The following is a 21,077-nucleotide window of genomic DNA, read 5'->3' as shown; positions in this document are numbered from 1 at the left end:
CATTAAATAAAAAATATAAGTTCCAAAAAATAACATTAACTCATCAAATCAATAGTATAACTAATTAGATCTGGCTTGTGCATTCACCAATAATGCATTGGCTAATATTCGCCAGGTTAACATTCCAATCACCAACTGCTTGTCATTTTGAACAATCAAATAATTAACATTACTTTTTTCCATCGTCCGTTGAGCATCGTTCAAAATGGTACGATCGTTAATCATATTTATTTTATGTTCCATCACTTGATGTACACGTTTATTCAGTAAGCTTCTATCCGCTGCACGTTCTGCTGCTGTATTTAAAAATGGGCTGTGCCAAAATGCTAAAACGTTATTATCAACCACGCCGATTGGGCTACGATTTTTTTCTGACAGTACCACGGCCACATCCATTTTAGCTTTTTTCATCATAGACTCAGCATGTTCAAGAGTATGATACTCCTCTAAAAAAACAACTGGGGCTAATGACAAAGTGCTAACATATTCTTCTTGTTTAAAGTCTTCGACAGCCAAAATATCAATACAGGTATCAACAACGACCTCATCGAATATTATGCCTCTGCCTTTTAATAACTCTTGGGTTAACACCTCCATTCCGAGCGATGGCCGATAAGGTCGATGGCTAAGAATCGAATCAGCAACGTCGGCTACAGCAATGATCTTGGCTTCAAGTATAATGTCATCCGCTTTCAACCCTTTTGGATAACCTGAACCATCTAAGCGTTCATGATGTTGAAGGATCATTTGCTTAATAGGCCAAGGAAACTCCACTTCATCAACAATTAAAGCGCCTTGCTCAGGGTGTTGTTTAACCAAGCCAAACTCAGCATCACTTAACCGTGAGGGTTTAGATAGAATCTGGCTTGGAATGGCCAACTTACCGATATCGTGGATCAATGATCCCAGTTTTAATCCTTCCAATACTTCAGGTGTTAAGCCCATTTTCTCGCCAATAAGATAGCTTAACTGCGCAACCGACTTTTGATGCCCCGCGGTATAAGCATCTTTTAATTCTAGCGCTTCTGAAATGGCACCAATCAACTGCACCAAAATGAGGGTCATCTTTTCTTTTTGCATTTTAATAATGCTAGATTGTCTCGATACCGCTTTCATGGTTCGAGGTAATTCGACGCTGTGCCACAAAATAGTCGCAAAAATACTTAACGATTTGGCATCTACTTGGGTATAAGGTTTATCTCGATTGCCAACGCCGATAATGCCAACGAGTTTTTTGCGATAATGAATCGGCACACAAAGATGATTACTAAAGGCAAAAAAACCTTGTTGTTGCGAACGATTCTCAGAAATACTGGCTAATTCATTATGCACCATCGATTTACGGGTTTGGATGGTTTCAGCCCAAATACCAGAATCTGCTTTATAGGTTTGTTGTTTGGTAATCGTAAAGTATTCACTGACGTTTTCACTCCATGTGGTTCGCACTATTTGATTGTTTTTCTCATCAAACATATGCAGATAACCCACATTAGATTGAGTCAGTGAAAGTGCCTGTTTTAATGACGTAGCAAACACCATATCACCGCTGGCATTAATCACTTCTTCGATTTGATTTAGCCAATCATCACTAGACTGGATCGCTTGATGATAATCAGGATGTAAATCAGATAACCAAGCTTTATCGAGTTCGATTTCTATGAAGGTAATACACCAATGCTCACTGCTTTCTTCTATCGGGGTGACAGTCGCTTGTAATGCATGCCCTTTATCATCAACAAAATTGATCAGTTGTGAAGAAAGATGATTGGTAATATCTATTTGCTCATGAGTAAGCATTGAAAAAGCATTCGATAATGGTTGTTTTAGAATAGCCGAGATGGGTTTATTGACTAATTTGTATAGCGGTTCACTTAGCTTAATTAATTCAAGCCTATCATTAAGAATGCCCCAACATAGCCCAACTGTTTTAGGTAATTCTGAAGGTTTTAAGAAAAAATTAGCTTTTTGTAACATCCAGTTTCCCGTTTCTTACTTATACAGACTAAAAATATCAATTCCAATGGAATACAGCATAGCAAATTTCTAATAGATAAGTTGATACAGTAACTTACAGGAACCACTCATCTTTATTTATCTTTAAAGATAACACCATTTGATTTAACGTCAAATGATGTATATCTACAAACTTTAAAACACGACCGTTTTATTACCGTACACCACAACTTGTTCATTTAATACCAATTGCAGTGCTTTACTTAATACGCTTTTTTCAACGTCACGGCCATTATGGGCTAATTCTTCTGCGCTATAACTGTGATCAACTGAAATGACATCTTGTTTAATAATCGGCCCTTCGTCCAAGTGATTGTTCACAAAGTGTGCTGTTGCACCAATAATTTTAACACCACGATCCCACGCTTGTTTATAAGGTGATGCGCCAATGAATGCAGGTAAAAAAGAATGATGAATATTAATAATTTTATCTGCAAATGCTGTTACAAACTCGGGTGTTAATACTCGCATATATTTAGCGAGTACAACAAAGTCAGGATCATAGGGTTTTATCACTTTAAGCATGGCTTGTTCATGCTCCTGACGGTTTAAACCTTCATGACTAACATAATGAAATGGAATATCAAACTTTTCAGTTAATGGCTGCAACACATCATAATTGCCTACCACAGCGGCAATCTCAACATCTAAACCGCCATAATAAGACTTCATCAAAATATCGCCTAAACAATGGGCTTCTTTTGTCACCATGATCACGATACGTTTTTTACCCATATCCACTAATTTCATATGATTTTTAGCTGGCAATACTTCACGTAATTCATTCAGTAGGCGTTCATCATCAAACACCCCTTCAAGCTCCGCACGCATAAAAAAGCGGCCTTGAGTGTGGTCAACAAATTCGGTGTTTTTAATAATGTTTAATTGATGAGCAAAACATACGTTGGTGATTTTAGCTATCAACCCCTGAGCATCAGCACAATCGGTTATTAGCACTTTACGTTGTAAATTAGCTGGGGTAAAAATAGTTTTATCTTGATGACTCACGCGTACAACTCCTCTTAAAATACTGTTTTACAGTGTGCCATTTAAAAAGATTTTTGGGTGATGTTTTTAATGATAAATGCTCATAAAAGAGAAATATTCTTGCTTTAGATACAAAACTCTCAAATATGTATGACAAGTTAAGCAACAACTATTATGGCTTAATGAAACAACCGTCCGTACTAACGCCGAGAATCTAAATATTTTTGCAGCAATTTACGTAATGTTTCAGCCTTAGTGCCATAAACAACTTGTACACCTTTGCCCATAACAACCACGCCTTTAGCTCCTAAACGCATTAGTCTAGCTTTATCGATTAAATTGGCTTGATTAACACTTATACGTAAGCGGGTTAAACAGGCATTAATCTCAACAATATTCTCGCGTCCGCCCAATGCAGAAATCATAGCCCGCAAGCTCTCTTTAGGCTCTGCAGGTAAATCACTTTGCTCGATTCGGCCAGGTGTTTTTAAATTGAACGCTAAAATACTGGCCCTAAAAATGGCATAATAGATTACTGTGGTAAGCGGGCCCAATATCCAAATCCAATGAGTATTAGCAGAGCGAGAAAACAATAAGGTGAAATCTACCAGCCCATGAGAGAACACGATGCTGTGATGAACTTCTAGTAAAATACACACGCTGTAAGCTATGCCCGTGAGTAATGCATGCACAATAAACAAAATTGGCGCGACAAACATAAAGGCAAATTCTATCGGCTCTGTCACCCCGGTTAACCAACTAGCTGTCGCCGCTGATAACATAATCCCCGCAACTCTGTTACGCTCGGATTTATCAGCACAACGCCAAATCGCTAATGCTGCCGCGGGTAAGCCCCACATTTTAATCAAATAGCCACCAGCAAGATTTCCCGCCAATGGATCGCCGGCCAAATAACGCGCCACCTCACCCCTAACGACTGTACCTTGATTAATGTACTGCCCTACTTCAAGATAAAATGGCGCATTCCAAATATGATGCAACCCTAGTGGAATTAATAAGCGTTCAACTGTTCCGTAAACCCCAAAAGCAATAGCGGGGTCTTGATATACAGCCCAATCAGAAAGGAGTTCAATAATATGCGACAAGGGTGGCCAAACATGAATAAGTAAATAAGCCAGTGCCATAGACAGGGGTATAGTAATTATTGGCGCACTGCGACGACCTTCGAAAAATGAAAAAATAGCAGGCAATTTAACATGTTGACTAAGATTGACAGCTAAACATGTCATCGCACCGACTAACATTCCGCCAGCGATACCAGTGTCAATCGTTTGCATGCCCCAGAGCGGTCGCGATACCAGACCATAAATATTTGTTAGGGCACCCATCGTGGACAAAAACACCCCGAAACCAAATACAGCTGAAAATGCTGCAATGCCTTGATCTCGACAAAAACCAATCGCTACAGCAACACTAAACAGCAAAGGCATCATGGTAAAAACCAGATTGCCTACAGCAGAAAATACTGTATTTAATTCTGCAGGGATAAATGGCAACGGGTTAACCGTCAACCCTAACATCACCCCCGCAGCAGGTAAAATAGCAATAGGTATGAGCAGTGCTTGACTCAGGCGCTGTGCGAATTTAAACCATTGTTGCGTAAAAAAACTTACGCTACGTTTACCGATATGACGGCGTTGTGCCAAGTGGCTATCCATGTTTTAGCTTCTATTTCGGGTTCCATTGTTTCACAGGCATCAATTTCTAATCGTTCAGTCAGCGGTTTGGCACCCAACTCGGTTAACAACTCATCAAATTGTTTTATCGCCCCACAAAAAGTGTCATAGCTCGAATCGCCTAACCCAATTAGGCTGTATTGCAATAATGGTAAATACGGTGCACTGGATTTAAGTTCATTAAACCAAGGAGACATATCCTCGGGTATATCACCTTGCCCTGTGGTTGATGACACTACTATGAGTAGTTCATCTTGAGGTGGTATAAAACCAGATAATTCATTGGGTTGCCAAAGCTTAGTTGTAAACCCTAATTTTGCAATCGCTTTAGTCACTGTTTCGGCTGTAAATTGTGCGCTACCATAAACGGTACCAAAAACAACATTGACCTTTTTCATGGTATACTTTCCCCTTAAATGTAATACGATATAAAAGACCTTGAGTCTTAGTGACTTACCTTACTGTATTGTTTGAGTCTCTCGCAAGTGTCTTTATAAAGTAATTTAAATCGATATGGTCAACATCAGTTGCCCCAAATGAAATAGCGCAATAACGGAATCAAGACGATGCGACAAGTGAGCAGAAAGCGAAGACTAAAACTACAACATAAATTCGCCCACATTCGTCGTAACTATTATTTCCACATCGAACAAAAGCAGCACGAACCTATACCGCATATCCCCGAATTTGAAAAGCTTAAAGCCTTGCTTGCAGACCGAATGAATTAACTTAATAATATACTTGGCATTGAGGATAATTGATCATCATCCCAGCCAAATGCGTTAAAAACATTCAACCATTCAGCTTCTAACTCTGTTTCAATATGCATTGCTTGCTGGGTTACCGGATGCACAAACTGCAGGCTTTTTGCAATCAACCACAAACGGTTAATACCGAAGTGTTCGCGAAAGAACTTATTTTGTTTACCATCACCATGGGTTGTATCACCAACAATTGGATGACGTAAATGTGCCATATGACGACGTAATTGATGCTTGCGGCCTGTATGAGGGCTTAATCTTACCAAACCGTAACGGCTGGAAGGATAACGACCAGAACTAAACGGTATTTCGGTATTCAATAATGGTTGATAATCCGTCACGGCTTCTTGTGCGGCTTTGTTGGGATCAACATGCTTATCGCCTAAATCATCAAATTCCTGTTTTAGGGCATAATCTAGCGTGCCAGACTCATGCATATTGCCACGGACTATGGCTAAGTAGTGTTTTTTGATACTGTGATCAGCAAATTGCTCACATAATGCCCGAGCCACCTCACTAGACTTGGCAAACAGCAATACTCCGGATGTTGGTCTATCCAGGCGGTGCACCGGAAAAACATGGCAGCCCACTAAATCACGAGTCATCTGCATCGCAAAAAAACGCTCTCTACGGGCTAAATAACTACGATGAACCAACAAACCAGCAGGCTTATGGATAGCAACTAGGTGCTCGTCTTCAAATAGAATGTCGATATGGGGAGGTTGTAAATCACTGTCTAATTCAGTATCTGCAGTAGAGGTCTCATCCATGTATTCTGAGCCTATTGGTTCACATAAGTCATCGTTATCTAATGAGTATTCAGCATCGTTATCTTTTAAGATCATTTGTTATCACTTTACTTATTTTGTATTGGCCAACTCAGTATTGGCTTAATTTTTTTGTTGGAATGTGGTGGTGTTTGTCATTCGCTTAACGCTGACTGAGCAAAGTATCAAATTGTTGTAATTGAGCAATCAGAACATCACCATAGTGCATACCTTGCCACACATGCTCGGCCATAGGCGCTAATGCCATATTGGTCGGTAAAGGTTGTCGTTGCGCAATAAGCTCGGTCATCTTTGGAATAAAAATAAACTGCAACCATTGCTCGAATGCCATTACATCACAGCAAAAAGGTGCAGTACTCGCCATAACAGATGCAGGAGGTGAGATATCAGACCATAGCTGAAATTCCTTAAGCAATTGTTCTAATTTAACTAAATAATTTTGACTGGCTAAATAAAGCATAAAAATGAACGACAACATAAAGGCTAAGTCGGAGTATGATATCATTTAGCCCATTGAATACCCATCCAACTTCTTTGATTTAGTGACGACCCCATGACCGAGATAACCACCTTAAGCCAGTTTCTGACGACCGCAAATACACAATTCCAAATATACGATTTAGGTCGCCGAGTGCAACATATCGATATGTTAGCTTTTCAGCAAATTGATTCTTTACTGGCACCGTATCCTTATCCTATTCAAGGCCATGCACAGTTTGCTATCGTATTTTGGCAACAAGAACAATTACCTTATATTTGGTTTGTAAAGTTACCTCTAGATGAGCAAGGTTTATTATCACCTGCGCCTCGAACTCAGTTTATTAAAATGATTTTAGAAGCCCTAGGTCGTAATCCAACCCAAGCATTAACCGATGTACAGCAAGAACAATTAGCCAATCATCCTTTCAGCTTTAAGCCTAATCAGCACAAACTGGCGTTATTTAATGCATTGGTCAGACTTCAGCTTGGTCAACCCGCATCGAGCCAATATGAATTTGCTACGCAGTATTTGTCTGGCCAAGCAGCGCAAAACACATGGCCACTACTGGGTTTACAAGGTTTAGCCGATATTTGCGTTCGCGCACATCAATTCAACCATCTTGATGACATTATAAATGCACTTGATAATGCACCTATTGAAGTGCAAGCCGCCCTTTGCCAATGCTTAGAACACATTAATATTGATAAACGCCTTGCCGAGTACTTATTTAATCAATTAGAACAAGCTGAAGACCATATAAAAGTAATGTATTTAGCGGCATTAGCATCTGATGTTCAATACAGTACGACAGCCATTAACCAGCTCAATGAACAACAACATTTAGACGACAACACGCTAATAACAATTGCTGCACGTAACTGGTTAGCGTTAAAAGATGATGCCACTCGTAAACACTATTTAGAAGCGCTAGCAAAACAGCCTCAGCACTTCTTTAATCAAGTATTTGCTGATATCGTGGCAATACCCAGCTTACGTTCTGGATTATTAGCCGACTTAAGGCATCCAGACAGAAGCGTTCAATTAGCAACCGCAATTGGCGGATTATTTAGAGCTACCAGCCTATGATGACTGATTTTTTATTAATTGTTGCTTTAGTTGTCGTTGCTGCTTTTTTTTGGCAACTTCGACAAATGGCAGAATTAAGCCGAACGATTACAGAGCAAGCCTGTAAAAAGCAAAACGTACAACTACTGGCTATTGCAATGGAATCAGCCCGTCCAAGTATTGGTGGCAGTACTGGCATTTGTTGGAAAGCAACATTCATGTTCGAGTTTAGCACCGATGGTATTAACCAATATCGCGGCCATATTTTAATGCATGGTAATCGAGCCAAAAAAATTGAATGGCCAATTTTCCCTGAACCAGAATGGATGGATGCACCAATGGCGAGCGGTAAATTTGGCAGTTGTGGCAGCAGTAAAAGCTGTGATTCTGGTAAATGCCACTAATATCATTATTTATTAGTCGATGTTGAATCAAAAAAAACGCTATTTTTCAAAAAAATAGCGTTTTTTATTGCCATAAAATGCAATTAAGTTTGTGGATTGTTGAGGATTTTATAATCGCTGTAGGTAACAGTTTGAACACTGTCGAGTGACTTAAAAATTGCCGCTGTACCCATTATAGTGGTTGATGTATGAGCTGGCATCACTAATCCCTCAAACACATCAAAACTTAACTCTAATTCAAATTTAGTTAACGTAACTGAAAACGCAGGATTTAACTCGTCAGTATTTTTGATGAGAATTTTACGTAAATGCTTGGATGTTTTATCCAAATAAAGCACGCCTGCTAATACGTTATTGTCTAGCTCATCAATATTGGGTGTAAACGTAAATGACATATTATTGTCATCCTCACCGACAAAAACCAATGTCGACAAATCAATTAAATCAGAAAACGCTAATTCATAGCTAGTTTCGTCTTTATCTTCATGCAGATCTTGTTGACGTTCTCGGTATTCAGTTAAGCGCTTTTTACCAGGAGTATCACCATTTTCAGACACCAAACTCCAACGTTCAGTTTCAGTTAAAGATGCATTGAATTGTTCAATACGTGTCATGTCTGGCATCACTGTTTGCTGTGAATACTGCCAAAGCACCTTGGTACCGTCATTATTACTATTAAGATCGCTGAACGCTTGCTCAACCCATTGCTGTTGTTCTTCGCTCACGGCTGCATTGGCGTTATAGCAAACGAATGAAAAACCTACCAATAGTGCAACTTTAAACCCTTTCATGCTATCTCCTTATACAATGGTGAGTTAGATGTTGTGTACTTAAATGAGGTACTCAAACCCTACACATAGGCACTTTACAATTGGACAACATATCACTACAAAGTTCCATTGCTCTGAAAAAAACCAAAAGAAAGGCCGCGACAGTAACTGTCGCGGCCTCTTTATCTCTTGTTAAGCTTTCCAGCTATAAATGTGCTCCCTGCACCATCCATGCGTATCACTTGCTTCCTGCTCTATCCTTGTTCAATCCTTGATGTTCCTTGTACAATTAAGTACTTTCCATCTTACTCGATTATCCTTTTACCGAGCCTGCTCCATCCTGAGCGTGTCCTTATATCATCCATGAAATTCTTAACGTATCCTGTCGCAAATCATTTGCGTAGAATCTTGCATCCATTGCACACTATCATCCTGATAATGTTATAAAACTCGCTTAATCCGCTATTGCGTCCATTGAGCAAGTTTAACGTTTCATCCTGAAACTCAATACCGTCCGTTATTTCCATATACTCATGGTCTTCCAAGACCTCTTTACTACCTTGTAATATTCCCGTCCTAGGAACGAGATAAATAATAATTCATTTACCTCTACGTAAACAGGTACCTCTAAATGATTAAAATACCTCACAGATAACACAAAATTAAATAAACTTTACAATCAATAACTTAAATATTCAGGAGAAATATTAACCCGTAATAAGGTGATTCGGCTCACACACTTTGTGAGATATATCTCACAAAGTGTGTAGCAGAAAAGGTAAACAACAAGTTAACGATTTTTATATCCACTACACAACATAAGTTAATTTATAATCGAGCAAGTATTCTTGCTCGAAAATAATATAAAAATTTAGTGCGTATACTCAGAGATCAAACACTTTCAACTTACGACCTTCTTCAGCACTGGCAATGCCGAGTCCAATAAGTCTCATGACCAAAAGGGCCTGCTCTGCCGTTACTGGATTTGGGCTGCCAAGACAAATCGCATCGCGAATGCCTTCATAATATGCTTGGTAATTGCCTGGTGTCGTTATGATGTCTTGCTCGATAATCGCGTCTTTGTGTTTCAGCGATAATTTGCAAGAAAGTGGATCGTTTCCCCACCCCGGAGTTCCAGGCTGCTGACCTGACTTAAGCGCATTCTCCTGCGTATCAAGACCAAACTTAGTAAAGCTGCCACTAGTGCCATGCACTGTCATACGTGGGCCAGGGTTAGCAACCAATGCACTACCATGAAGAATTACCCGCATTTCGTCATATCCCAGCACGGCATGAAACCAGTCATCTGCGACTGCTCCATCACGTTGTTGAGCCAGGTCTAACCACATTGTTTTTGGTGTACCAAACAACTGCAGTGCCTGATCGAGTAAATGCGATCCCAAGTCAAACCACAAACCTCCGCCTAGAGCAGCCGACTCACGCCAGCGCGTTTGAACTTCAGGCCTATAGCGGTCAAAGTGTGATTCAAAATGTGTCACACGGCCTAGTGAACCTTCGCGCAACACCTTCTTTAACGTCAAAAAATCGGAATCCCAACGGCGATTATGAAATACTGATAGCAGCCGATCATATTGATGAGCGAGCTTAATAAGCTCCTTACCTTCACTAGTAGTGAGAGTGAATGGCTTATCCAAAACTACGTGCTTACCGGCTGCTAGAGCCGCTGCCGCAAGAGGAAAATGCGTATCATTGGGAGTTGGAATAACCACCAAATCTATATCAGCGCAGGAAAATAACTCTTCGGGGGATGAGAACACAGCCAAATCAGGTTGGTCTATATGCACCTTTGCCGGATTGCTGGAGGATATTGCGGCGAGTTGTAGGCCCGATACAGCCTTAATCAATGGTGCATGAAACGTTTTTGCGGCATAGCCGTAACCAACGATGCCTGTTTTGAGTATCTTTGTCATAAATTAATTCCTAGCATGAGCAACCAAAAATTTGATCATCGTCACTACCTATAAAAATTGCTCTATTTTGTAAATTCCGTTACATAACAATTTGCTGACCGAAGTGTTAATATTATAAAAATGAATCTGCCTTATTTATGTAAATACATTTTTAACCTGTCGGAGTCACAATACCACTGCATAAATATTGTAGTTTGTAAAACTTCAGACTGGGGGGTTCTAGTGGTGTGAGGTATCGATAATTTAATGTTAGAACGTTGTCTTTATTACTGACACCCGGCAACTTACCAACAAGCTTACAAAGTCTTCAAACCATTTAAATCAATTTTTCAATAACTTACCCTCACCCGCTTCGGTGGGTTCATCGACATATTACTCATATAAACCTTGAGTATAAAATTATTAAAAAGCCCCATCATTTCTGATGAGGCTTTTTCTGTTCTACGCTAATCGAACACTGTCCTAAAAAGCCTTTTCAAATTCAATTGTTGGCTATTCAACATGTGGTCAATACTGTCATCATATTTTAATACTCATATATCTGACTGAATCACCTCTTCTTAACAGCTTCAGTCGGCAAAAGTCTCATTTAACACGCTGGCTAGTCCTGTTGTATTCATACTAAAAATTAAATGAACCAAGTTCGGATTTAAAACCAACACAGCTTCAATGCCATGGGCTTGAAGGGCGGTACTGTCTAATAGACTGGCATCTTTCACTTCTAAGCGTAAGCGATTATCGGCAATAGCACGACATGAACTCACGTCACCCAATAGTGGCAGGATGGCTTGAGCTTGCTCGCGATCCTTTGCTGAAATGTTAACCGTTGCGGTTGCTATTACAGGCGTGGGAGTCGCAGCAAGATAGCCACCTGACGCGAGCATTTCATCAATTTCGGTACGTGACACTTCGGCGATAGTCCCCACAATAGCTTGTACCGCATTTCCCGAAATCAACACGCCACTGGCGCCTAACTGCTTCAATCTAGCTTGATCCACTTTACTGGTATCGCGCACATCCATCCGTAAGCGGGTAATACAAGAATCCACATTGACTAGGTTCTCTGGTCCGCCGAAGGCTTCGATAAAGTTACGCGCTCTTTCTGTCCCTTCTGATGAAACGATCTCTAATTCAACATCCATTCGACCTGGCGTTTTCAAGTCGAACTTCAAAATTAAGAATCTAAACACCACGTAATACAAAGCCGCATAAATGAGACCTAACACCACCAGCAACCAGATTTTTTGCGAATGACCTGAAAGAACAAGAAAATCGATCAAACCGTGTGAGAAAGAGGTTCCATGAACAACACCAAACATATTTACTAGCACATAAGCAAGACCAGCCATTAACGCATGTACTACATAAAGTAATGGTGCGGCAAATAAGAATGCAAACTCAATGGGTTCAGTAATTCCGGTTAAAAATGCGGTTAACGCTGCCGAAATCATGATACTACCGACCATGACACGATTTTCTGGGCGCGCAGTATGCCAAATCGCCATTGCAGCAGCAGGTAAACCAAACATTTTAAACAAATAACCTCCCGCAAGTTGACCGAAGCCATTACCAGCAGCTCGACTCGCATCGTCTGCTTGCAAATAACACGTCAGTACGCCAGTTGCAGGTTTACCTAAACTGTCAACACAATTGCCCGCTTCGAAGAAGAAAGGTACGTTCCATACATGGTGTAAACCGGCTGGAATTAACGAACGCTCAACCACACCATAAATACCAAAAGCTAATGTTGGATTTTGATATGCCGCCCAATGGGAAAATGCAGCAATAGCATTGCCTATCGGAGGCCAAATGAACGATAAGATAACTCCCGCAAAGATCGCTCCAAAACCAGTAATAATAGGCACACTTCGTTTACCTGAGAAGAATCCAAGATATGAAGGTAATTGAATTTTAAAGAAACGGTTAAAGGTCGCTGCAGCAATAGCACCGGCAATCATACCGCCAAACACGCCCACATCAGTACCAGGTTCAAGTACGCCGATGGTTTTAACCATGATGGCATATCCCACTAAGGCCGCCATAGCAGCCACACCATCATTTTTAGCAAATCCTAACGCGATACCTATCGCGAATAGCAATCCCATATTGCTAAAAATGGCTTCGCCCGCTTGTACCATTAACACATTGACGATATCGGGGAGCACACTAAAACCTGCGCTCCCAACGCCTAATAAGATACCCGCCACGGGTAATACGGAAACCGGCAACATGACCGATTTGCCCACTTTTTGTAAAACCGAAAATGCGCCACTCATCATAGCCTTCTTCGGTTTAGCTGCTGTTATTGTTTTAGATGTCATAATACAACCTTAGAAATTTTAATAGATTACCAAGTGATCAACGTTTTTCAATATCGCCTTTAACGGCAAGTAACGTATTAGGATCTCGCATTAATGCTCGAACATCTTTGGCATCTGCACAGCTCATCGCTTTAGCAGCTATAAGCTGACACGCTTGCTGATTTAAATGACGCACTTGATGCTTCACTTCTGGAATTGAAGGCACACTCACAGACAGTTCATCAATACCTAAGCCGACCAAAATAGGCACAGCATCTTTTTCGCCGGCCAATCCACCACAAATGCCAGCCCATTTACCTTTGGCATGCGCGGCCTTAACCGTCATATCGATCAGGCGTAATACTGCAGGATGCAATCCATCAGCAATGGCGGCTAACTTAGGGTGTCCACGATCAATCGCTAAGGTATATTGAGTCAAATAATTAGTACCAATAGAGAAAAAGTCGACATGTTCAGCCAACACATCTGCCATTACGGCTGCCGATGGCACTTCAATCATGATGCCAATTTGGATCCCACTAATATCGATAGCCAATTTTTCGGCTTCTTCTTTTACAACTTGTTTGGCTAACTTAAGCTCAAACAAAGATGCTACCATCGGGAACATAATGCGTAAGTTTCCTGCACCAGCCGCTTTCAATAGTGCGCGAACTTGTTGTCGTAATACTGCAGGCTTATCTAAACCAACACGGATACCACGTTCACCGAGAAATGGATTATCTTCTTTAGGCAAAGGTAAATAGGCTAACGGCTTATCTCCTCCTACATCTAACGTACGCACAACTAAAGGACGCTGTCCTAACGTTTGCAATACCGCACGATAGACTTGTTCCTGATCATCCTCTGAAGGTGCAACTGATTGGTCTTGATAAAGGAATTCAGAACGCAATAAACCAACCGCTTCGCCTCCCATTTCAACTAATTTTTGGGCATCACTGACTTTAGCGATATTGCCGGCAATTTCAAATCGCACTCCATCTAAGGTAACGGCTGTCTCATCTTTGTGCGCTAAAGCCAAGGCTTTCTGCTGCTCAGCGGCATTTTTAATCACATCAAGTTGCGCCATTTCAGCTTCTGTTGGCGACAATAATAGATAACCTTTTGCTGTATCGAGTAACACCTCAGTACCGTGCAAGGTCATGATCTTAGCTTCAACACCAGCCATAGCAGCAATACCCATTGCTCTAGCTAAAATAGCACTGTGGCTCGATGCCCCTCCTAAAGTGGTGCAAATTCCTTTAACAAATGCGGGGTTTAGTTTGGCTGTATCTGAAGGGGTTAAATCTTTGGCGACTAAAATGGTATTTTCAGGGAGTTCAGCCGGAATAGTATCTTGAGACAATCCCGCCATAATACGTGAAACTCGATTACCAACGTCGATAAGGTCTGTTGCTCGTCCTGCGAGTAATGGGTTGTCCATTCCAGCAAGTTTGTCCGCTTGGCGACAAATACTTTTACTCCAGGCATAAGGGGCCGACTTACCTTGCTGTAATTCAATAATACAGTCATCGTACAAATCAGGATCTGACATTAGCTCTTGGTGGGCCACAAAAATATCGGCTTTTTGCCCCATATCCTTGTTATGCAGCTCTTCAACCAGTTCGACTAAGGTTTGATTAGCCACCTTCATTGCATCGTCTAAAGTTTGCTGTTCAACCTGTGCATCGTCGGCAAAAGTGTCAAACTTAGGCACTTCAGCTTTAATCACGTATAAACGCCCTTTAACTTGACCGGGAGATGCCTCCACACCAATCAGCTGACGTGGATCTTGGCTCGTTTGTAGTAGTAGTGATGGTTCGGAAAAAGGATCGAAGTCGCTTTTAACGTTCTTAGTCACAAGTGAAGCATCGGCGCCCTCTTCACCTAAACCAGTGCTTATCGCCTCAGATAATGCTGCTATTGCCGCTTGCTGATCTTTACCTTTAGCGAGAATAACAATCTGCTCACCAAAAGCGATGTCTAACCCCATAAGACCAACCACACTTCGAGCATTTGCTTGCTTGCCTGCTTTATCAATCATCACGTCACAGTCAAATGCTTTAATCGCAGTGACAATGGCAGCAGCAGGCCGAGCATGAATACCGGTTGGATTAATAACCACTATTGGCGCAGAACTGACCATGTCATCTGACTTTGTTACAGCACGAACTGCCGCTGATACCTCTGCACTAAATAACAGATCGCCCGCGTTGACAAATTGTTCAGTCGTTGGTGTTAATGTAATAATTCTGGTCATATCCGTGAGCAGTATGACGGTACGCAAACTTTTTACACCGCAACCCACTTTATCTAAATCCAGCTCAATCAGTGGCGTTTTAGCTTTTACAGCATCACCCACTTTCACTAATGCCTTAAATCCTTCGCCTTTCAATTTAACGGTATCGACACCTATATGAAGCAGAATTTCGATGCCAGTCGCCGTTAATAAAGTCACGGCATGCTTAGAAGGATGTATTTGAGTAACGGTGGCGTCACATGGGGCGTGAAGAATGTTTTCTGTAGGGTCTATCGCTAATCCATCACCCACCATCTTTTGGGAAAATGCGGCATCAGGAACCTGACTCAGTGGACAGCACACCCCCGTAAAAGGGGCCAGCAACTGAATTGTGGTTGAAGTTTTTTTATTCATTGGAACTCCGAATTAAACACTTAACTGCATAATATTAATGTTTTTTATTTTTTGCAGTGAAAATAGTAAAAATGAAAAGCTGCTGCTTACATGATTACTCACTACTCCCTTATCAATCTGACTATTAGCACAACTAAATGAACGTTTTTAAGGAGACCAACGATTGCCACTCCTTAATGTGTAGGGACGACGATATTCTTTAGGTAAATATCACGGATAATCGCAGTGAATACCTTAGTGATCTGGCACTAATTTACCAAAGGTAAGATGTGATGTCCCAACCAGATCTCCGAGATATGACATTGGTAACAAAATTACTTAATTGTTACCAACATCCCAAAACGTTAACAACCCCCAGCGCAGATTGAAAACGTTACCTCTGTATTTAGCCTTGCGTTTATTCATCTATAATCGAATCTAAAACATCTACAATAACGGTTACTTATATTAGCGTTAATTTAAGCTGTTTTAGAGTGCATGTTGTATTTCAGCTTTAGTTAAAATGCAATATCACCTTTGAGAGTGACAACCCAAGCATCATTATTCTCACTGATACCACCTGGATTATGTATGTACTGAATTTCAGGACGAATAGCAGAATACTTAGTCACTTGAAATTTGTAATAGCTAGCAATGACCGTCTCTGTTTCCTGGATAGGCATATAAAGTGCGTGATTGTCATTATAAAGCTGAGCGCTATCAGCTATGCTATCGTTCACATGTAGGTATTTAGCGGCTAAGCCCCATTTATCTGTCGGACGAGCAGCAAATGGACCTTGATAATTCACCCCTAATGCCAATGATTTATCCACAGTAGTGATATCTTGATCGTTCAACGTCCCCATAAGGAACACACTAAGACCGCGGACAGAATCACCATCTACAGCAGTAACCTGTTGCTCTGCGACAAAATAAGCGCCAGCTTTACTGTCATGTTGACGTGCTTTGCCACCATCAATAATCAAGGGATTACCATCTTGATTGTAGTAAAGATCTTCACCTCCAACGGTATCATGCCAATAACCCAGTTTATAAGTACCTGGTAAGTCATTGAGGTTGGGCATCCAAGCAAGTTCTACAGGAATCGTCACTCCCAAAGTGCCATGAGGACTGCCCAAATTAAGATTTTGACTGTTTTTAAGCCAGCTTGGGTTCATTTGGTAAACCCCGGTCTTTACATACCATTCTGGCGCTAGCTGATACTTGACGACACCCGCCCATTGGCTTATAGGCCAGTTGTAAACCGTGGAATTAACATTACCGAATTGGGATCCACAGAATCCAAGATAGGCAAATTCACATTGGAAAGCACCAAATTCAGCGCCAACATTCATACGGCCTAACTTAATATTGAGGTCGCCACTAAGTAGTTTTTGCTCATAATAAAACTCAGAAATACGGGTCACTCTGCCGCGGCCAAACACTTCTATAGATTGCATTAACTGGCCGATTTCAGCTTGATCATTAATATTCTGGCTCTGCCCACCTCTATTGGTCAGTGACAAATGGAAGTTGGCATCGGACAAGTCTAATAATTTTTCGAGGTCGAAGTTAACACCAAGAACGGTTTGATCTGCATAACTAGTGGCATGATGTTGGCCACCTGTTAAGTTGCCTCCGGTTTCGAAGGTATAACCTAAGCTAACGTCGATACCGGCATTATGCATCTGGCTTCGGATACCACCAATATCACCGAACAAATAGTTATCCGCGGAGAAATTTTCGGCTTGTACTGAACTACTGCAAATAAGTAACAGTACTGAGGCTGTTATGAGAGAATTTATACTTTTCATTGAATACTTCTTTTAGTCAATTGGAAAGCGCAATGCATCGTCAAAAATAAATGCACTATTTGATGTAGCAAAATCGTTATTTTGTTTAAAAAAAATAGTAATTACAAAACGAGAATACAGTAATTAATTTACATACCAATCTGAATGTGTTGATTATGAGCGCGTGATCTCATGTTGAAAATTGCCACTGTTCTTTCAGACACTCTTGAATTTAGTTGGCTTTTAGTTTGCATAACAAACAATGTTTCTAACGCAATATAGATTCTAGTGGGAGCGCATAGATGAACAGGATTGCCAACGGATACGTTGGCAGAAAAACTCACTTGGAAGGAGTTACAGGTGCTAGTGAGGCTATACAGGCCGATGTGAGATGGAGTGATGGAGTGATGGAGTGATGGAGAGTTTGCGGTTATGAGTACCACTTACAAAGAATAAAGCGCAACCTTACATCTGAGGCCATATCATCATGCCAAATATGTGGGTTTTATTGCTCTTATTGCGGACGATATTGATTGACTGATTAACCTGGGCAGTTAACTCACCAACATAGGTGATGAAAGCATCAATCCGAGTAGGTTTATCTATCGATTTGATTCGATTTTGAAGATGCTAATAACATCAACATTGCGCCATAATGTACATAAAATTGCATTCCAGCGCGGTGACGAGTGAGCAAGAACTCTATATTTCCATCGAAGGGAAAGTCTTTATCGCGTAACGATTTGTCGAAACAAATATGAGATTAATTAAACAGTAACGCAAATAAAGGCGCGGTTATCACCATGGCTATGCCAGTAAAAATCATGGTTAAACTTGCGACGACGCCTTCTTCTCGGCCAATTTGATTCGCTTTAGCGGCTCCTGCGCCATGGGCTGACGCGCCTAATGATATACCTCGTGCCAAGCTGCTTTTTATGTTGGCAGCTTTAAAAAGAGGATCGCAAATGAGCATACCCATAATACCTGTCACTAACACTAACATTGCGGTTAATTCAGGGACGCCACCAAATGCGCTTGTAGCTTCGATAGCAAAGGGAGTTGAAACCGATCTTACAATGAGGCTTTTAGATAGTTCTGCCGGCATATGAGTGAAATGGAGAATCAACCATGATGAACCAACGCCTAAACATAACCCCACTAATACGCCAACACTTATGGTTAACGGATAACGTTTAATCAGAGCCCTTTCTCTATAAATTGGCACTGCAAATGCAATAGTCGCAGGCGCTAATAACGCGGGTAGCCAATGGGTAAATTGAAAATAATCGACCAATGGAATTTGAAATATCACTACAGTCAACAAAATAATAGTAGGGGCTAAAATAATGGGGGCGAACCAAATGCGTTGCTGGCGTAAATACAAGCGCTTACTAAAATAATAACCGACTAACGTGAGTAATAAACACAATACACCTAATAACGAACTATTCATTGTTACACCCCATTATATTCAATTTTAAACAGCACGTAAGCGCTGAGATGTAATGCTGTTTAAACGTTGCTGACGTTCAAATTTAAATAGCTTATCGACAATAAACGCAGTACCCAATAACACACTCGTACTCGCCAATAACATGCACACAATCAACTCTGCACCATAACTTTCTAGCAATGACTCATATTTTGTAATGGCAACAACTGGAGGAATAAAAAATAACAATAAATCGCCAATTAACCAGCTCGAACCTTGTTTGACGACTTTCTCAGGGATCCATCGGCAAGACAATAATATCAACAATACGCCGAGGCCAATCACGCTTCCTGGAATAATCGAATGAACAGAATAAGCAACCCATTGACACAACCAAGCAAAGAAACATAGGCCGCTGACTTGGATGATTAAGGTTGTTTTGCACTTTAAAAAGGCACTATGACCAGTGAATAGAGATAACATTTAGTTTCACGCAATGGTTATTTAGTTGATATGCGGAGTTTACCCTTGCTTAATTGATAAAAAAAATGAATATTAATGATTGATTACATCACTTTTGGTTATGACATTGGATCTTAAAGCACTGCACTATTTCACTGAGGTTGTTAATGCTGGCGGTTTCGCTAAAGCATGTCACACAGCATTTGTGACTCAACCTGCCCTCTCAAAAGCAATACGCTTACTGGAAGAAGAGCTTGATATGATATTGCTAGAACGCGGAAAGCGTGGCTCGCAAATCAGGCTAACTGAAGCAGGGAAAGTAGTTTATCGCCATGCCTCAAAGTTAATGGAAGCCCGTCAACTGATGATGGCTGAACTGGATTGTTTACGTAATTTAAGTGGTGGTTCACTAAAATTAGGGCTAGCTCCATTAGGCAGTGCAGAGTTATTTGCCCCTGTGATAGCTCAATTTAGACAACAATATCCGAGTATTGAGCTGCAATTATTGGTGCGCGGCGGTATAGAGCAAACGGCAGCCTTACACAAAGATGAAATAGAACTTGCGACAGGGATTATTGATTTCGATGATGAGTTTTGTGGTATTCGTATTCGCAATGAGTCAATGGTGGTTGTATTACCCGCAGGCCATAAACTTGCGAGTAAAGAAACGTTACAGTTAAGTGAGCTTGATCAATTGGCCCAAGTGATGTTTGAGCCAGAATACGCCTTATATGAGCTAGTGCTTGAAGCTTGTGCCAAAGCGGGATTTAAACCCCAAAATATCACTCGAGTCAGTCATGCTGATTTTGGCATTGCACTAGTCGCGGCTGGCTCTGGAGTAATGATACTGCCAAAAATTATTGCTGAACGATACCGGGTCGAAGCGGTTGTGAATGTCCCCTTAGCCAGTGAAGATTTACGCTGGGAGTTATCATTGTTTTGGCGTAAGCAGAAACATCTATCATTTGCGGCTCAAGCAATGATAAAGCTTATTAAGCAGCATTTAAGTCAGCTAGAAAATAAACCTAAAAACGAGTAAAGCAGCAGCGTTACGCATAATGTTTATCGAAAGCAACTAGCCAAGATTTTATCAACCGAAGAGTCAAAATAATTTAGATACAATTGCACCTAAGCCGGTAGCAGAGGTTGGTGTTGCTTTAGATGGGCTGTTATCTACCGTTAACGTATAGGTCCCCACAAAGTCATCAATGTAGCCAGGGGGCATTTATGCGTAAGAAGTAACAGTAGGTTCAACATGCAGCTCATTACTAGCAGACCAATAAGGCGATGTATGGTTAGGCATACCATTGGTTTCAATAACAATGTTCGTGCCACTGAGCACCACATTGACGTTGTTATCATCAAACTCATAGTACGCAGTATGTAAAATGCCACTGCCTAAATCTTCTGTTCCCGTATCGGTGCCGGTATCGGTTGAACTGGTTGCATCTGTTACATCGGTGCTGTCTTCAGAACCGCCACAGCCAGTTAACCCCAAGGTTAACCCCAAGGTTAACCCCAAGGTTAACCCCAAGGTTAACCCCAAGGTTAACCCCAAGGTTAA

General features: G+C 41.0%; 16 protein-coding genes and 1 pseudogene. 3 read left to right on the top strand and 14 right to left on the bottom strand.

What is annotated here, in order from left to right:
- Positions 1-60: 60 nt before the first annotated feature.
- From AAEY97_RS10505 to AAEY97_RS10480, 6 genes are all read right to left on the bottom strand, one after another.
- On the bottom strand, positions 61-1,974 hold the full coding sequence (locus tag AAEY97_RS10505) for an HD domain-containing phosphohydrolase (protein ID WP_350998710.1): 1,914 nt from the start codon (positions 1,972-1,974) through the stop codon (positions 61-63).
- A gap of 174 nt (positions 1,975-2,148) precedes the next feature.
- On the bottom strand, positions 2,149-3,021 hold the full coding sequence (purU, locus tag AAEY97_RS10500; protein WP_174839644.1) for a formyltetrahydrofolate deformylase: 873 nt from the start codon (positions 3,019-3,021) through the stop codon (positions 2,149-2,151).
- Between the two features lie 179 nt (positions 3,022-3,200).
- Complete coding sequence (locus AAEY97_RS10495) at positions 3,201-4,679, bottom strand: PTS transporter subunit EIIC (protein ID WP_350998707.1); 1,479 nt, start codon at positions 4,677-4,679, stop codon at positions 3,201-3,203.
- Positions 4,631-5,095 (bottom strand): flavodoxin, encoded by a 465-nt coding sequence (locus AAEY97_RS10490; RefSeq protein ID WP_350998704.1) that lies wholly within the window; start codon positions 5,093-5,095, stop codon positions 4,631-4,633. Before AAEY97_RS10490 ends, AAEY97_RS10495 begins: the two co-directional genes overlap by 49 nt.
- 326 nt (positions 5,096-5,421) lie before the next feature.
- A complete protein-coding gene (gene truC / locus AAEY97_RS10485) occupies positions 5,422-6,228 on the bottom strand; it encodes a tRNA pseudouridine(65) synthase TruC (RefSeq protein WP_192115300.1) in 807 nt (268 codons plus the stop codon).
- 160 nt (positions 6,229-6,388) lie between these two features.
- Complete coding sequence (locus AAEY97_RS10480; protein ID WP_101086623.1) at positions 6,389-6,751, bottom strand: YqcC family protein; 363 nt, start codon at positions 6,749-6,751, stop codon at positions 6,389-6,391.
- A gap of 48 nt (positions 6,752-6,799) precedes the next feature.
- Here AAEY97_RS10480 and AAEY97_RS10475 point away from each other — a divergent pair, with 48 nt between their 5' ends.
- Positions 6,800-7,813: a DUF3549 family protein gene (locus tag AAEY97_RS10475; RefSeq protein WP_101086622.1), complete on the top strand. Its 1,014-nt coding sequence runs from the start codon at positions 6,800-6,802 to the stop codon at positions 7,811-7,813.
- Positions 7,810-8,196: a DUF3301 domain-containing protein gene (locus AAEY97_RS10470; RefSeq protein ID WP_101086621.1), complete on the top strand. Its 387-nt coding sequence runs from the start codon at positions 7,810-7,812 to the stop codon at positions 8,194-8,196. Before AAEY97_RS10475 ends, AAEY97_RS10470 begins: the two co-directional genes overlap by 4 nt.
- Positions 8,197-8,279: 83 nt before the next feature.
- On the opposite strand, the gene AAEY97_RS10465 is transcribed toward AAEY97_RS10470, so the two are convergent.
- The 7 genes from AAEY97_RS10465 to AAEY97_RS10435 all read right to left on the bottom strand — a co-directional run bounded on the left by AAEY97_RS10465 (position 8,280) and on the right by AAEY97_RS10435 (position 19,534).
- Complete coding sequence (locus AAEY97_RS10465; protein ID WP_101086620.1) at positions 8,280-8,987, bottom strand: hypothetical protein; 708 nt, start codon at positions 8,985-8,987, stop codon at positions 8,280-8,282.
- 863 nt (positions 8,988-9,850) lie between these two features.
- Positions 9,851-10,897: an oxidoreductase gene (locus tag AAEY97_RS10460; protein WP_101086619.1), complete on the bottom strand. Its 1,047-nt coding sequence runs from the start codon at positions 10,895-10,897 to the stop codon at positions 9,851-9,853.
- 569 nt (positions 10,898-11,466) lie between these two features.
- The gene (ptsG, locus tag AAEY97_RS10455; RefSeq protein ID WP_101086618.1) at positions 11,467-13,218 is read right to left on the bottom strand and encodes a PTS glucose transporter subunit IIBC; all 1,752 of its coding nucleotides are present in this window, start codon (positions 13,216-13,218) and stop codon (positions 11,467-11,469) included.
- Positions 13,219-13,255: 37 nt separating this feature from the next.
- On the bottom strand, positions 13,256-15,847 hold the full coding sequence (gene ptsP / locus AAEY97_RS10450; protein ID WP_350998700.1) for a phosphoenolpyruvate--protein phosphotransferase: 2,592 nt from the start codon (positions 15,845-15,847) through the stop codon (positions 13,256-13,258).
- Between the two features lie 497 nt (positions 15,848-16,344).
- Entirely contained in the window at positions 16,345-17,640 is a 1,296-nt protein-coding gene (locus AAEY97_RS10445) for a carbohydrate porin (protein ID WP_335691322.1), read from the bottom strand.
- Between the two features lie 742 nt (positions 17,641-18,382).
- Positions 18,383-19,072: an LrgB family protein gene (locus AAEY97_RS10440; protein WP_101086616.1), complete on the bottom strand. Its 690-nt coding sequence runs from the start codon at positions 19,070-19,072 to the stop codon at positions 18,383-18,385.
- A gap of 24 nt (positions 19,073-19,096) precedes the next feature.
- Complete coding sequence (locus AAEY97_RS10435) at positions 19,097-19,534, bottom strand: CidA/LrgA family protein (RefSeq protein ID WP_101086615.1); 438 nt, start codon at positions 19,532-19,534, stop codon at positions 19,097-19,099.
- A 106-nt stretch (positions 19,535-19,640) separates the two neighbouring features.
- On the opposite strand from AAEY97_RS10435, the gene AAEY97_RS10430 reads away from it, so the two are divergent.
- Positions 19,641-20,552 carry a LysR substrate-binding domain-containing protein gene (locus tag AAEY97_RS10430; RefSeq protein ID WP_101087201.1) on the top strand — a complete coding sequence of 304 codons (912 nt, stop codon included), beginning with the start codon at positions 19,641-19,643 and terminating at the stop codon, positions 20,550-20,552.
- Positions 20,553-20,738: 186 nt separating this feature from the next.
- Here AAEY97_RS10430 and AAEY97_RS10425 read toward each other — a convergent pair.
- Positions 20,739-21,077 (bottom strand): annotated as a pseudogene (locus AAEY97_RS10425) (hypothetical protein); the annotation flags it as partial.

Origin of the sequence: Shewanella sp. TB7-MNA-CIBAN-0143 (assembly GCF_040310065.1) — a bacterium.
Classification (GTDB): domain Bacteria; phylum Pseudomonadota; class Gammaproteobacteria; order Enterobacterales; family Shewanellaceae; genus Shewanella.
Note: the sequence above shows the minus strand (reverse complement) of the source record. Positions and strands in the feature narration are given on the sequence as shown.